The following is a 13,695-nucleotide window of genomic DNA, read 5'->3' on the forward strand; positions in this document are numbered from 1 at the left end:
TCGGGTCGTGCGGCGCGTGCAGCCCGACGGATCAACCGTCGCCGCGAGCCGGTTTGCGCGCCGCGCGTGGCGCCCGGTGCGCGTGCGTGTCGCCGAACCTCGACCGCGCGATATCGCGCACGGCGTCGATCAGCGTCCGTGCGACCGGCGACGGTTGCGCATCGGTGCGCAGCACGAGCCCGACCGGTTCGTCGGTGCCCGCGGACGGCAGCGGCAGGCGCGCGAGCGCACCGGCCGACAGGTCGTATTCGGCCGCATAGAGCGGCACGAACCAGACCGCATCGTTCTCGAGCGCCAGCGCGCGTGCGACCGACACCGACAGCACCTCGATGAACGAATCCAGCGGCGGCACGCCGCATGCACCGAGCAGTTGCTCGGCCGACTGGCGGATCAGCGTGCCGAACGGCGGCAGCACGACCGGATAGCGCGCGAGCTCGGCGGCCGGCGCGGCGCTCGCCAGCAGCGGATGCCCGGCGCGCACGACCGCGACGAGCGGCTCGCTGTACAACTGCTCGAATGCGAGACCGATCATCCGTTCCGGCTCCGACAGCCGCCCGATCGCGCACTCGATCGCGCCGGACTTCAGGCGCTCGAGCAGATCGGCGTTCGCGGCCGTCGCGATCCGTACGACGGCGCGCGGCCAGCGCTCGGCCAGCGCCTTCATCAACGCAGGCGCGAGCGACGCCGCCACCGTCGGCAGCATGCCGATTTCCAGCGTCGCGGCAGCGGCTCCGCCTTCGCGCGCGAGCAGCCCGACACCCTGCCGCAGCGCCAGCACGCACGCATTCGCATGCGGCATGAACAGTTGCGCCTCGCGGGTCGGCTGCGCGCCCTGCCGGCCGCGCTCGAACAGCTTCACGCCGAGAATCGACTCCAGTTCGGCGATCGTCTTCGACACGGCCGGCTGCGTGATCGACAGGCTTTCGGCCGCCTTCTGCACGCCGCCCAGCTGCGCGACCGCGAGAAAGCACTGCAGGTGCCGGAACTTGACCCGGCCGTCGGCGATTCGGTTATTCATAACGAGCGGTTATGCAGATGACGATGAAACGCCATTTTGCATAACTTTCCGGATAGCCCCAAGCACGCAGTGCGATGTCACGCGACACGCCGCAGCGCCTGGAAACCGGACGGCTCCCAGATCCGCTTCGCGATCAGCAAGCCCGTCCCGTGCTTCTGCCCGAGCGGCGCGGACGACGACTCCGCATGCAGCGCGGCCGCCTTGCTGCGCAGCCGGCGCAACTCCAGTTCGAGTTCCGCGGCAGCGGCCTCGGTCAGCATCCCTTGCGAGAACGTCATCGTCTCGCCGGCGCCGTCGAAGCGGCTGTCGAGGAAATCGCCGAGCGCATGCGCATGGAAGTAACGGCGGATCGGCCCGCCCGGCAGCCAATCGAAATCGCGCGCGACGCGCACGCGAATCCGGTCGCCCGGCAGCAGCGCGACGACGTTCATCCGGTCGAGCATCAGCAGGTATTTCACGCACTCGGCCTTCGTCACCTGATAGGCCGACACGATGTCCTGCACGGTCCAGTAGTTGATCGCGCAGACGGCCACGAGCAGCAGCTTCTCGTCCGACACGAGCAGCGCCTCCTGCTGTTCGGTCAGCACGTGCAGCCTCGGCGCCGATGCCGACGCTTCCTGCACGAGCTCGGCCAGCGTATAGCCGAGCAGTTGCGCGATCTCGGCAAGGCGCTCCAGCGTGAAGCGGCCGCTGGCGAACAGCCGCTTCACGCTCGTCTCGGAGACGTCGAGCGCACGCGCGACGTCGCGGTAGGTCATGCCCTGCGCCTTCAACTGGCGCTTCAGCGTTTCGATGAGTTGGGCGGTTTCGGTCATATCGGTATCGAAAAATGATGCTCCAGGTCAGATATTAGGCTACCTGCACTCGCAGATGAGCACTTTCTGTTACTTGTCTGCATAATCCGCTCCGTCCTGTCACTCAACGACGGAGCCGAAATGACCGCCCGAACCGAAACCGCCGCCTGTGAACCGCACCACACCGCTCCGCGCGAAGCCCGCGACACGGCTCGCACCCTGCCGCTCGCGACCGTCCGCACACTGGCCGCCGGCGCGCACGTCGGTGACCTCGTGTTCATCCGCGTGCCGGCCGGTGCGCCGCGCGACGCGGCAGGCACGACGGGCTCGGCCGGCGCGTGGGCCAATCGCTTCGGCATCGTCGTCGATACGTCGGGCGACGAGCCGGTGATCGCCGAATCCGCCGCGCTGGCCTGGACGACGCTCACGCCGCTGTCGCGCTTCGTCGCCCGTACCGACGGCGGGCGTATCGCACTGGCCCGCCGCGTCGCGGCGCCGACCGCCGACGCGCAGCGCCACGTGCAGGCGGCGGCCGAACAGCGGATCGACGCACTGCTCGGCAAGCGCTTCAACCCGCGGGTGCGACGCGGGTTCTGCGCGCGGTACGTGAGCGACGTGCTCGGCACGGACCCCGCTGCGACGCCGGCCGCCTTGCTGCGCGGCGGCGCGCTGACACTCGAATTCGACGGGATCGTGTTCGATCCCGGCCATGCCTGACAACGGGCACGCTCGGGGAGACCGCATAACAACAAGAACAAAAGACAAAAAATAGCGACGGGCTGGCTGGAGGGCCGTGCACGGGGTCGTCACCGACGACGCGAAGCCCGATCGCTTTCATCCGCCGGACAGGCATCCTGTCCGGCGGATTTTTCATGGGCGCGCCGAACATAACGAACGGTTATGCGATTCGCGAAAAAAGGTCATTTTGCATAACTTTCCGGATTGGCTAAAGTCCTGCCATCCACTTTGCGAAAAACCTAACAGGAGACGCCCGATGGATTCCCCCACGATCCTCACGCCGCGCGACTGGCCGTCGCATCCGGCCTATGTCCACCCCGAGTACCGCTCGTCCGTGAAGCGCGGCCCGACCCGCCCGCTGATCCCGCTGAAAGAGAAGCTGCGCGACCAGTACGCACCCGTCTACGGCGCCGAAGATCTCGGCGCGCTCGACCACGACCTGACGAAGAACGCCGTGAAGAACGGCGAGCCGCTCGGCGAGCGCATGGTCGTCACGGGCCGCGTGCTCGACGAAGGCGGCAAACCGGTGCGCAACACGCTCGTCGAGGTGTGGCAGGCGAACGCGGCCGGCCGCTACGTGCACAAGGTCGACCAGCACGACGCGCCGCTCGACCCGAACTTCCTCGGCGCGGGCCGCTGCCTCACCGACGACGAAGGCCGTTACCGCTTCCTGACGATCAAGCCCGGTGCGTATCCGTGGGGCAACCATCCGAACGCGTGGCGCCCGAATCACATCCACTTCTCGCTGTTCGGCGATTACTTCGGCTCGCGTCTCGTCACGCAGATGTACTTCCCCGGCGATCCGCTGCTCGCGTACGACCCTATCTTCCAGGGCACGCCCGAGGCCGCACGCGATCGCCTGATCTCGCGCTTCTCGATGGACATCACCGAAGAAGGCTATGCGCTCGGCTACGAATTCGACATCGTGCTGCGCGGCCGCGACGCTACCCCGATGGAGCGCTGAACCATGACGACGCTGAAGCAAACCCCTTCGCAGACGGTCGGCCCGTACTTCGCGTACGGCCTGTGCCCGCAGCAATACGACTACGACCTGAAGAGCCTGTTCACGCCGACGATCGCCGCGGCGCACGCCGAAGGCGAGCACGTGCTGCTGGTCGGCCAGGTGTTCGACGGCGACGGCAACGTCGTCGGCGACGCGGTGCTCGAATTCACGCAGGTGGACGGCGCGGGCCGCTACCCCGCCTCGCGCAACGACATCGCGACATCCGGCTTCACGGGCTTCGCGCGGGTCGGCACGGGCACCGATGCGCAGCAGCGCTTCGTCGTCGAGACGGTGAAGCCCGGCCGTATCGCCGCCGACGAGGCGCCGCACATCAACGTGACCGTGATGATGCGCGGGATCCTCACCCATGCGTTCACGCGCGTGTACTTCGACGACGAAGCCGCGGCGAACGCGACCGACCCCGTGCTGAATGCGGTGCCGGCCGAACGCCGCGCGACGCTCGTCGCGAAACGCGACGCGCAGCCGGGCCGCCCGGTCGTCTACCGCTTCGACATCCGCATGCAGGGGCCGGACGAAACGGTGTTCTTCGACGTTTGACGCGTGCGCCGGCGCATGCCGGCTTCGCACGCAACCGCACGCCGCGTGGCGCGATACCGACGGGCATCGCACCACGCGGCGTTTTTCTTGAGCCGTCGCGATCGTTCGATGATGCGTCGCATCGTGGCGAGTCGGGGCGGCGAACCCCGGTTGCCCGCGGCTTCCCGCCCCGAGATCGAACGCCCGATTGAAACGGATGCTGCGACCGCACATGCATCCTCGGGCCAACGGGATATCGTTTGCGCGTTATGCGGCGTATCCTTCGTTATCCGCAACGAGCCGAAAGGATTAAATCGGACGAGGCAATAATTACGCAAATCATGCGCGACGCCGCCGAACGGGCCGTTCGCGCATTTTTTTCTGACCGAGTGCCTTTAAACGCGTCCGACCGAATTTGGCGGGCGCGTATTTTTTCGCGCTGCGTCCGGCTAGCGCCGGATCTCCAGATACCGGCTCGGCGTGTCGCCGAGGATGCGGCGAAACGCCGACGTGAACGCGCTTGCGCTCGCGTACCCGAGATCGAGCGCGACGCGCGTCACCGGCTGCCCGTCGGTCAGGCGCGCAATCGCCGCGAGCATGCACACCTGCTGGCGCCATGCGGCAAAACTCACGCCCGTCTGCGCGCGGAACTGCCGCGTGAACGTCCGCCGGCTCACGCCCGCATCGGCCGCGACCTGGTCGAGATCGGCCGCGATCGACGGCGACGCGAACAGGTGCCGGCACACCTTCGCCAGCCGTGCATCGGCGGGCAGCGGCGCATGCAGCGACAGGCGCGGCATCGTCGCGATTTCCGCGACCAGCAGATCCATCAGCTTGCCCGCGCGTCCGTCGACGTCGTACATGGCCGGCAGGTCGATCGCATCGTCGATCAGGTGCCGCAGCAGCGGCGACACGCCATACACGCCGCACTGCCCGGGCAGGCCGGCCGCCTGCGCGGCGTCGCCCGACACGAACGCGTTGAGCATCGTGACCGGCCCGGTCATCGTCATTTCGTGCCGTACGCCGGCCGGCACCCAGCACGCGCGCTGCGGCGGCACCAGCCAGCGTCCGTGCGGCGTCGACACGCTGATCGTGCCGCGCGACGCGAACGCGAATTGCCCGCGCCCGTGCGCGTGCTCCGGAAACGTCGTGCCCGCCGCATAGTCGTTGGCGGTCACGACCACGTTCCGCGGAATATGTTCGTAGGGATCTAGCAGCGTATTTCTCACGGCCCGAATTCCATCATCAATGACCCGATATCGAAGGCGGGTCGCCTTCGAACGATCTACGATCCGCTCCACCGTTGCGCGACCTCACGGTCGCAAGACCCGTCGGCCTGATCGGCCGGATTGCAACTTCATCGGAGCGGACATGCCGAATACGTTTCATCGCGTGGGGGACGGCCCCCACCCTGTTCTTGTACTGCCCGGCTGGTTCGGCGACGCCCATGCGTTCGAACCCGTCGAACCATGGCTGTCGCACGCGCACTTCACCTACGTATTCATGGACTACCGAGGTTACGGCCGCATGCGCGACGCGGAGGGCGACTACACGATCGACGAGATCGCCGCCGATGCGCTCGCGCTCGCCGACACGCTCGATTTCGCGACCTTCAGCCTCGTCGGCCACTCGATGGGTGCGATGGCGGCCGAGAAAGTCGCCGTCATGGCGCCCGAGCGTGTGCGCGCGCTGGTTCCGATCACACCCGTGCCGTGCGGCGGCCTGCCGTTCGACGCGGAGAAGCGCGCGCTATTCGAGCGCGCCGCCGACCACGTCGCCGCTCGGCGCACCATCATCGACCGCAGCACCGGTAGCCGGCTGCCGGCCGCCTGGATCGAGTGGAAAGCCGCGTATTCGGCAGCCGGTTCGTCGGCGCAGGCTTTCGGCGCGTACTTCCGCGCGTGGGCCGATACGGATTTCAGCGACGAGATCGCCGGTACGCACCCCGTCAAAGTGCTGATCGGCGAACACGATCCCGCGTTCGACATGGCGCTGATGGCGCGCACCTACCTGCGGCGCTATCCGCTCGCCACCGTCGACGTGCTGCCCAATGCAGGCCACTACCCGATGAACGAGACGCCGCTCGCGCTGGTCGCGGCGATGGAAGCGTTCCTGCTGGCCGCGACGGCCGGCCCCGCAGTCGTCGACTGACCGGCCGCGCGCAGGCGGCATCGTTGCGGCGCGCATCACCGCAGCATGAACGACATCGCCGACAGGCTGTTCAGCGTGCGCACCACGTGCTCGACCGACGGCCCGTCGAAACGCAGCGTCACCGCATCGACCCGCTCGAGCGACGGCAGCACGCCGAACAGGTCGGCCAGCGCGGCCGTCTGCACGCGCAGCGTGCAAGCAGCCGGCGCGGGCCGATGCGTGCCGGCACGCACGCCGGCCGACAGCGCCTGCGCCACCGCGTCGCGCGCGGCGGTCGCAATCCGCGCACACGACGCGGCCGGCGTGAGCGTGTCGCCGCTCGATGTGCCGCCGGCCGTCTTGACCGTCTCGAAACGCGCGTCCGCGAACAGCGGCCGCGTTTCCTCGGTGAACACGTCGTCGCCCGTGGCGAGCGCGACGTGCGCGCCATATTCTTGCGCCAGCGCGCCGTACAACCCGGCTTCGCCGAGCTCGACGCCGTTCAGCCACACCTGCGTGAACGCGAAGCTGTTGATCGTGTGCGCGAGCACGCCGCGCGTCTGCGATTTCGCGTGAAAGCCGATCATGAACACGAGATCGGGCCGCTGTTCGAGGCCCGCCATCATCCCGAGCGTGCGCGGCTTGCCGAGCACGACGCGCGCACGCGCATCGAGCCCGTCGGGCAGCAGGTTGCGATAGCTGCCATGCGAATCGTTGACCCACACGGCCTGCGCGCCGCCCGCGAACGCGCCTTCGATCGCCGCATTCGCTTCGGCGGTCATCCAGCGGCGCGCCCGTTCGTACTCCGGATTGCCGGCGCGCGTCTGCTCGGTGGCGAATACGCCGGCGACACCCTCGATGTCGGTCGAGATCAGGATCTTCATGACTGGGTCGAATGCCCTTCGTTATCTTCGTTGAACAACCGCTCGAGATCGGGCACCGCGTCGCGCAGCGATTGCCGCACGTGGCCGTCGCGCCCGGCGACCGTCACCGCCTGCAGCAACGCGTCGGCGATCGCGTGCTCGACGCTTTCGGCCGCGGCCATGAACAGCGGATCGAGCGCCGCGTCGGCCACGAGGGCCGGCAGCGCGATCGTCGATGCGTCGTGCGCGATCGTGCAGGCGGTCGAGAACGCAAGCGCGATGTCGCCGCTGCCGTGCCCGTAGACGGAACCCGTACGGGCCAGCCCCGCGCCCGCGCGGCGCGCGAGCCGCGACAACTGCCGTGCGTCGAGCGGCGCGTCGGTGGCGAGCAACAGGATGATCGAGCCCTGCTCGGGCGGCGCCGCGTGCGCGGCCTCGGCCGCCCGCCGTTGCGCGACGATGCGCCCGAGCGGCACGCCGCCGAGCGTCAGCATCGGCAGCCGGCCGAAATTCGCGAGCACGAGCGCGCCGACCGTATAGGGCCGGCCGGCCGCGACGGCGACGCGCGAAGCGGAGCCGATCCCACCCTTCAGGTCGAAACACGACATCCCGCGCCCGGCGCCCACCGCACCGCGTGCGACGTCGCGCGACGCCGCGCGGCACGCGTCGTCGTAATGCGCGGCCGTGACCGCGAACGCCTGGATATCGTTCAGATAGCCGTCGTTGCACTCGAGCACGAGCGCGTTGACGGTCGACCAGTCGCGACCGATCTGCGGATTCGCCGCGATCGCCGCGCGGATCTGCGCCTGGGCGACCGCGCCGACGCCGAACGTATTGGTCAGCGCGATCGGCGTATCGAGCGTGCCGAGTTCGCCGACCTGCACGAGCCCGACGCTCTTGCCGAAGCCGTTGATCACGGCCACGCCCGCCGGCACCTTGCTGCGGTACACGTCGCCCGGATGCGGCTTCACGACGGTCACCCCCGTCTGCACGCTGCCGGTATCGAGCGTGCAATGGCCGACCGTCACGCCCGGCACGTCGGCGATCGTGCCGCGCGGGCCGGCCGGCAGCGTCGTGGCCCACATCGGTGCAACACGCATCAGCGGCGCTCCAGCTTCGGGTCGAGCGCGTCGCGCAGCCCGTCGCCGAGCAGGTTGAACGCGAGCACGGTCAGGAAGATCGCGAGGCTCGGGAAGACGGCGATGTGCGGTGCCGTCACCATGTCCGCGCGCGCCTCGTTGAGCATCGCGCCCCACTCCGGCGTCGGCGGCTGCGCGCCGAGCCCGAGGAACGACAGGCTCGCGGCCGTGATGATCGACGTGCCGATCCGCATCGTGAAGTAGACGACGACCGACGACACGGTGCCCGGCAGGATGTGCCGCATGATGATCGTCCAGTCCGACGCGCCGATGCTGCGCGCGGCCTCGACGTAGGTCATGTGCTTGAGCATCAGCGTGTTGCCGCGCACGAGCCGCGCGAACGCCGGGATGCTGAAGATCGCGACCGCACAGATCACGTTGATCATCCCGTTGCCGAGGATCGCGACCACGCCGATCGCGAGCAGGATGCCGGGGAAGGCGAACAGCACGTCGGCGATGCGCATCGTGATGCGGTCCCACCAGCCTTCGTAGTAGCCGGCGAGCAGCCCGAAGAACGTGCCGATCACCGCGCCGAGCGCGACCGAGAAAAAGCCGGCCGCGAGCGAGATGCGCGTGCCGACGACGATCCGGCTGAAGATGTCGCGGCCGAGCGAATCGACGCCGAACCAGTGCACGGCCGACGGCCCCGCGTTCAGCGCATCGTAGTCGAAGTAGTTCTCCGGATCGAACGGCACGATGTGCGGGCCGACGAAGGCCAGCACGACGAGCGCCAGCACGAAGCCGCCCGCGACGAGCGCGACGGTCTGCTTGCGGAACTTGCGCCAGAATTCACGCCACGGCGTGCGGATCGCGGTCGGTGCGGCCGGCGCCGCGGGCTGGACAGTCGCGTTCATGCTCGCCTCACTCTCACTTGAACCGGATGGTCGGGTTGATGACCGCGTACAGCACGTCGACGGCCAGGTTGATCAGGATGAATTCGAGCGAGAACAGCAGCACGATCGCCTGGATCATGGGGTAGTCGCGCATCGTCACCGCATCGACCAGCAGGCGCCCGAGCCCCGGCCAGTTGAACACGACCTCGACGACGATCGAGCCGCCGAGCAGGAAGCCGAACTGCAGCCCCATCATCGTGACGACCGGGATCATCGCGTTGCGCAGGCAATGCTTGAGCACCACCATCGGCTCGTGCACGCCCTTCGCACGCGCGGTGCGCACGAAGTCCTCGTTCAGCACCTCGACGAACGATGCGCGCGTGAAGCGCGCCATCACGGCCGCGACCGCCGCGCCGAGCGTCAGCGACGGCAGCACGTAGCTCTTCCACGAACCGTCCGGCACGACCGGCAGCCAGCCGAGCTTCACCGAGAAGATTTCCATCAGCAGCATGCCGAGCGCGAACGCGGGAAACGAGATGCCCGACACCGCGATCGTCATGCCGAGACGGTCGGGCCAGCGATTGCGCCACACCGCCGACGCGATCCCGATCGCCATGCCGAACAGCGTCGCCCACCCCATGCTGACGAGCGTCAGCAGCAGCGTCGGCATGAAGCGCTCGCCGATTTCGGTCGATACCGGCCGCTTGCTGCGCGTCGACATGCCGAAATCGCCGTGCGCGATCTTCGTGAAGAAATTCACGAACTGCGCGGGCAACGGCCGATCGAGCCCGAGATCGGCACGCACGAGCGCGACCGTCGCATTGTCGGCTTCGGGGCCTGCCGCGAGCCGCGCCGGGTCGCCCGGCAGCAGGTGCACGAACATGAACACCAGCAACGCGACGATCGCGAGCGTGGGCAGCAGGCCGAGCAGCCGTTTGACGAGAAAATTCAGCATGGGGCACCGATCGAATCAGCGTGCCGGCGGCCTGCGCCGCCGGCACCGCGAGGCGGGCAAGCCGCCGTCATTTCACCGAGATTTCGTCGAAGTTGAACGAGCCGTCCGGCATCACGTACATGCCGTGCAATCGCTTGTTGCGCGCATAGACGATCTTCTCCTGCACCAGGAAGATCCACGGCGCGTCGGCCCACACCTGCTTCTGCGCGTCGGCGTAAAGCGAGGCCTTCTTCGCACGATCGGTCGTCTCGAGCGCCTTCGCGAGATCGTCGTCGACGGCAGCGCTCTTGTAGTACGCGGTGTTGTAGAGCTTCGGCGGTGCCGATGCCGATGCGAGCAGCGGCGTCAGTGCCCAGTTCGCTTCGCCCGTCGATGCCGACCAGCCGCTGTAGTACATCCGCACCGGCGCCGTTGCCGGATCCTGGGCGCTCTCGACCTTCGCGACCCGCTCGCCGGCCTCGAGTGCCTGCACCTGCACCTTCACGCCAACCTGCGCGAGCTGCTGCTGGACGAACTGGATCAGCTTCTGCGCCGTCGAATGGTTGTACGCGGACCAGAGCGTCGATTCGAATCCGTTCGGATAGCCGGCTTCCTTCAGCAGCGCACGCGCCTTCGCCGGATCGTACGGCCAGGGCCCGAGCTTCGTCGCGTATTCGACGCCCATCGGCGCGACTCCGGTCTGCGGTGTCGCGTAACCGGCGAACACGACCTTCGCGAGCGCCTCCTTGTTGACCGCGTAGTTCAGCGCTTCACGCACCTTCGGGTTGTCGAACGGCTTTTGCTGCGTGTTCAGCGAAATGTAGCGCTGGATGATCGACGGCGACTCGATCAGTTCGATCTTCGCGTTGCTCTTGAGGTCGTTCGCCTGCTCGAACGGAATCGTGAACGCGAAATCCGCCTCGCCCGTCTTGATCAGTGCCGCGCGCGTGTTGTTGTCGACCACCGGCTTCCAGTCGATCGTGTCGACCTTTGGATACCCCTTCTTCCAGTAGCCGGCGAATTTCTTCACCTTCATGTCGTCGGTCTGCTTCCATTCGACGAATTCGAACGGCCCGGTGCCGACCGGATGCAGCGACACGTCACGCCCCCACTTCTTCAGTGCGGCCGGCGAGATCATCACCGCCGACGGGTGCGCGAGCGTATTGATGAACGCCGAGAACGGCTCGCGCAACGTGAACCGCACCGTGGTCGGATCGACCACCTCCGTCTTCTCGATCACGCGGAACAGGCCGTAGCGCTTCAGCTTGTTCGCCGGATCGGTCACGCGGTCGAAGTTCGCCTTCACCGCGGCCGCATTGAAGTCGGTGCCGTCGTGGAATTTCACGCCCTCGCGCAACTTGACCGTGTACACCTTCGCGTCCGGCGACGCCGTGTAGCTGGTCGCCAGGACGTTGACGAGCTTCATGTTCCGGTCGAAACCGAACAGCCCCTCGTAGAACGACTTGACGACGGCCTGCGACACCGTGTCGTTTGCGTCGTACGGGTCCATCGTCGTGAACGTCGAGTACACGGCGACCACGACGTTCTGCTGCGCGAACGCGGGCACCGCGACCGACAGCGCGAGCGCACCTGCTCCCGCCGCGAACAGCGCGCGCGGACGGAACATCGGGAACGAATACGGCTTGTTCATTTGGTCTGGCTCCTCTGGATGATTCGGTAACGCGTGGTGGAAATCGCGGTGCGACAGCATCCGCTCGGGAAAATAACGGCGTTGCCTGGCGCGTGCGCAGCTGCGGTCCATAGGCGCTCCGTCACGCACTCAATACGCGCCGCCGACGCGATGCGTCGCGACGTAATGATCGGGACCGACCGCGACGAGCGGCGCGACGGCCGGCTCGTCGCCGATCGCGCGGATCGGGCTCGGGATTTCGTCCGCCGCGAGCTGGCGCGGCGCATGCCTGCGCGCGGGATCGGCCACCGGCACCGCGCTCATCAGCTTCTTCGTATACGGATGCTGCGGCGCCTCGAACACCGCGCGGCGCGGACCGATCTCGACGATCTGGCCGAGATACATCACCGCGACGCGATGGCTGATGCGCTCGACGACGGCCATGTCGTGCGAGATGAACAGGTACGCGACGCCGAGCTCGCGCTGCAGGTCGAGCATCAGGTTGACGATCTGCGCCTGCACCGACACGTCGAGCGCCGACACCGATTCGTCGGCGATCACGACCTTCGGGTTCAGCGCGAGCGCACGCGCGATCGCGATCCGCTGGCGCTGGCCGCCCGAGAATTCGTGCGGATAGCGGCGCGCGGCCTCGGGCGGCAGGCCGACCTTGTCGAGCAGCCAGTCGACGCGCGCCTGCGCTTCGCTGCCGCTGGCGACGCCATGCACGAGCAGCGGCTCCATGATCGAGAAGCCGACCGTCAGGCGCGGGTTCAGCGACGCGAACGGATCCTGGAAGATGAACTGGATGTTCCGGCGCAGCGCCTGCAGGTCATGCCCCTTCATTGCGCTGATGTCGCGGCCATCGAATTCGATCGAGCCGCTCTGCGATTCGACGAGGCGCAGCAGCGAACGGCCGGTGGTCGACTTGCCGCAGCCCGATTCGCCGACGAGCGCAAGCGTCTCGCCCGCGCGCAGCTCGAAGCTCACGCGCTCGACCGCATGCACGTACTGCGACACGCGGCCGAACACGCCGCTCTTCACCGGAAAGCGCGTCACGAGATCGCTCACGCGCAGGATCGGCGGCGCAGCGTGATCGACGGGCGGCTGCACATTGTCGTTCGCGGCGGACGCAGCCGCGATCGTCGCATTCGCGTCGTCCACCTTCAGCAGCGGGAATTTCTCGGGCGTGTCGGTACCCTGCATCGAGCCGAGCCGCGGCACGGCCGCGAGCAGCGCGCGCGTGTAGCGATGGGCGGGCGCCGCGAAGATGCGGTCCGACTCGCCCTCCTCGACCTTCTCGCCGCGATACATCACGAGCACGCGGTCGGCCACTTCGGCCACCACGCCCATGTCGTGCGTGATGAAGATCACGCCCATGTTCATTTCGTCCTGCAGCCCGCGCACCAGTTGCAGGATCTGCGCCTGGATCGTCACGTCGAGCGCGGTCGTCGGCTCGTCGGCGATCAGCAGCGCGGGCCGGCACGACAGCGCCATCGCGATCATCACGCGCTGCCGCATCCCGCCCGACAGTTGGTGCGGATAGCGCGCGAATACGCGACGCGCTTCCGGAATACGCACGAGATCGAGCAGCCGCAGCGCTTCCGCGCGCGCCTCGGCCGCGCCCTTCGACTGGTGCAGCGCGATCGCCTCGCTGATCTGGTCGCCGACCGTGAACACCGGGTTCAGCGACGTCATCGGCTCCTGGAAGATCATCGCGATGTCCGCGCCGCGGATGCCGCGCATCGTCGCGGCGCTCGCCTGCACCAGATCGACGAGTGCGCCGCCGCGACGCCGGAACGCGATCCGGCCGCTCGTGATCTCGCCGCCGCCGTGCTCGACGAGCCGCATCAGCGCGAGCGACGTGACCGACTTGCCGGAGCCCGATTCGCCGACGATCGCGAGCGTCTCGCCGCGGTCGACGTGAAACGACACGTTGCGCACCGCGTCGAACGTCGCGCTTTCGCGGCGGAACGTGACCGACAGGTCCTCGACGGCCACCACGCGCTGTTCGGGCAGCACGAGGCCGGATGGGGTTCGGCTCGAAGTCATGCGGGGTTCTCCTCGTGCGATCCGGGT

The 13,695-nt window shown here is 67.9% G+C and carries 13 protein-coding genes; 4 read left to right on the top strand and 9 right to left on the bottom strand.

Annotated features, from left to right (window positions below; all coding sequences use genetic code 11):
* Positions 1–31: 31 nt before the first annotated feature.
* Positions 32–1,018: a pca operon transcription factor PcaQ gene (pcaQ, locus tag AC5LXX_RS24795; protein WP_493411355.1), complete on the bottom strand. Its 987-nt coding sequence runs from the start codon at positions 1,016–1,018 to the stop codon at positions 32–34.
* A gap of 77 nt (positions 1,019–1,095) precedes the next feature.
* Positions 1,096–1,833 carry a helix-turn-helix domain-containing protein gene (locus AC5LXX_RS24800; protein ID WP_124448010.1) on the bottom strand — a complete coding sequence of 246 codons (738 nt, stop codon included), beginning with the start codon at positions 1,831–1,833 and terminating at the stop codon, positions 1,096–1,098.
* A 120-nt stretch (positions 1,834–1,953) separates the two neighbouring features.
* Here AC5LXX_RS24800 and AC5LXX_RS24805 point away from each other — a divergent pair, with 120 nt between their 5' ends.
* From AC5LXX_RS24805 to pcaG, 3 genes are all read left to right on the top strand, one after another.
* Positions 1,954–2,529: a YiiX/YebB-like N1pC/P60 family cysteine hydrolase gene (locus AC5LXX_RS24805; protein ID WP_493411356.1), complete on the top strand. Its 576-nt coding sequence runs from the start codon at positions 1,954–1,956 to the stop codon at positions 2,527–2,529.
* 277 nt (positions 2,530–2,806) lie between these two features.
* The gene (gene pcaH, locus AC5LXX_RS24810; protein WP_006489685.1) at positions 2,807–3,514 is read left to right on the top strand and encodes a protocatechuate 3,4-dioxygenase subunit beta; all 708 of its coding nucleotides are present in this window, start codon (positions 2,807–2,809) and stop codon (positions 3,512–3,514) included.
* 3 nt (positions 3,515–3,517) lie between these two features.
* A complete protein-coding gene (gene pcaG, locus AC5LXX_RS24815) occupies positions 3,518–4,111 on the top strand; it encodes a protocatechuate 3,4-dioxygenase subunit alpha (protein ID WP_493411357.1) in 594 nt (197 codons plus the stop codon).
* A gap of 428 nt (positions 4,112–4,539) precedes the next feature.
* Here pcaG and AC5LXX_RS24820 read toward each other — a convergent pair whose 3' ends face one another.
* On the bottom strand, positions 4,540–5,319 hold the full coding sequence (locus tag AC5LXX_RS24820) for an AraC family transcriptional regulator (protein ID WP_493411358.1): 780 nt from the start codon (positions 5,317–5,319) through the stop codon (positions 4,540–4,542).
* Positions 5,320–5,461: 142 nt separating this feature from the next.
* On the opposite strand from AC5LXX_RS24820, the gene AC5LXX_RS24825 reads away from it, so the two are divergent.
* A complete protein-coding gene (locus tag AC5LXX_RS24825) occupies positions 5,462–6,241 on the top strand; it encodes an alpha/beta fold hydrolase (RefSeq protein ID WP_493411359.1) in 780 nt (259 codons plus the stop codon).
* 35 nt (positions 6,242–6,276) lie between these two features.
* On the opposite strand, the gene AC5LXX_RS24830 is transcribed toward AC5LXX_RS24825, so the two are convergent.
* The 6 genes from AC5LXX_RS24830 to AC5LXX_RS24855 all read right to left on the bottom strand — a co-directional run bounded on the left by AC5LXX_RS24830 (position 6,277) and on the right by AC5LXX_RS24855 (position 13,668).
* Positions 6,277–7,104, bottom strand: a complete 828-nt coding sequence (locus AC5LXX_RS24830) for a M55 family metallopeptidase (RefSeq protein ID WP_493411360.1) — start codon at positions 7,102–7,104, stop codon at positions 6,277–6,279.
* On the bottom strand, positions 7,101–8,183 hold the full coding sequence (locus AC5LXX_RS24835; protein ID WP_493411361.1) for a DmpA family aminopeptidase: 1,083 nt from the start codon (positions 8,181–8,183) through the stop codon (positions 7,101–7,103). Before AC5LXX_RS24835 ends, AC5LXX_RS24830 begins: the two co-directional genes overlap by 4 nt.
* The gene (gsiD, locus tag AC5LXX_RS24840) at positions 8,183–9,076 is read right to left on the bottom strand and encodes a glutathione ABC transporter permease GsiD (protein ID WP_493411362.1); all 894 of its coding nucleotides are present in this window, start codon (positions 9,074–9,076) and stop codon (positions 8,183–8,185) included. Before gsiD ends, AC5LXX_RS24835 begins: the two co-directional genes overlap by 1 nt.
* Positions 9,077–9,089: 13 nt before the next feature.
* Positions 9,090–10,010, bottom strand: a complete 921-nt coding sequence (gene gsiC / locus AC5LXX_RS24845; RefSeq protein ID WP_124448024.1) for a glutathione ABC transporter permease GsiC — start codon at positions 10,008–10,010, stop codon at positions 9,090–9,092.
* Between the two features lie 67 nt (positions 10,011–10,077).
* On the bottom strand, positions 10,078–11,640 hold the full coding sequence (gene gsiB / locus AC5LXX_RS24850) for a glutathione ABC transporter substrate-binding protein GsiB (protein ID WP_322083598.1): 1,563 nt from the start codon (positions 11,638–11,640) through the stop codon (positions 10,078–10,080).
* 129 nt (positions 11,641–11,769) lie between these two features.
* The gene (locus AC5LXX_RS24855; RefSeq protein WP_493411363.1) at positions 11,770–13,668 is read right to left on the bottom strand and encodes a dipeptide ABC transporter ATP-binding protein; all 1,899 of its coding nucleotides are present in this window, start codon (positions 13,666–13,668) and stop codon (positions 11,770–11,772) included.
* Positions 13,669–13,695: the final 27 nt, after the last annotated feature.

The organism is Burkholderia torrens (assembly GCF_984668525.1).

Bases quoted from the DNA above. Each gene is read 5' to 3' on its own strand.
- pcaQ (WP_493411355.1), bottom strand. From the start codon at position 1,018: ATGAATAACCGAATCGCCGACGGCCGGGTCAAGTTCCGGCACCTGCAG.
- AC5LXX_RS24800 (WP_124448010.1), bottom strand. From the start codon at position 1,833: ATGACCGAAACCGCCCAACTCATCGAAACGCTGAAGCGCCAGTTGAAG.
- AC5LXX_RS24805 (WP_493411356.1), top strand. From the start codon at position 1,954: ATGACCGCCCGAACCGAAACCGCCGCCTGTGAACCGCACCACACCGCT.
- pcaH (WP_006489685.1), top strand. From the start codon at position 2,807: ATGGATTCCCCCACGATCCTCACGCCGCGCGACTGGCCGTCGCATCCG.
- pcaG (WP_493411357.1), top strand. From the start codon at position 3,518: ATGACGACGCTGAAGCAAACCCCTTCGCAGACGGTCGGCCCGTACTTC.
- AC5LXX_RS24825 (WP_493411359.1), top strand. From the start codon at position 5,462: ATGCCGAATACGTTTCATCGCGTGGGGGACGGCCCCCACCCTGTTCTT.
- AC5LXX_RS24830 (WP_493411360.1), bottom strand. From the start codon at position 7,104: ATGAAGATCCTGATCTCGACCGACATCGAGGGTGTCGCCGGCGTATTC.
- AC5LXX_RS24835 (WP_493411361.1), bottom strand. From the start codon at position 8,183: ATGCGTGTTGCACCGATGTGGGCCACGACGCTGCCGGCCGGCCCGCGC.
- gsiD (WP_493411362.1), bottom strand. From the start codon at position 9,076: ATGAACGCGACTGTCCAGCCCGCGGCGCCGGCCGCACCGACCGCGATC.
- gsiC (WP_124448024.1), bottom strand. From the start codon at position 10,010: ATGCTGAATTTTCTCGTCAAACGGCTGCTCGGCCTGCTGCCCACGCTC.
- gsiB (WP_322083598.1), bottom strand. From the start codon at position 11,640: ATGAACAAGCCGTATTCGTTCCCGATGTTCCGTCCGCGCGCGCTGTTC.
- AC5LXX_RS24855 (WP_493411363.1), bottom strand. From the start codon at position 13,668: ATGACTTCGAGCCGAACCCCATCCGGCCTCGTGCTGCCCGAACAGCGC.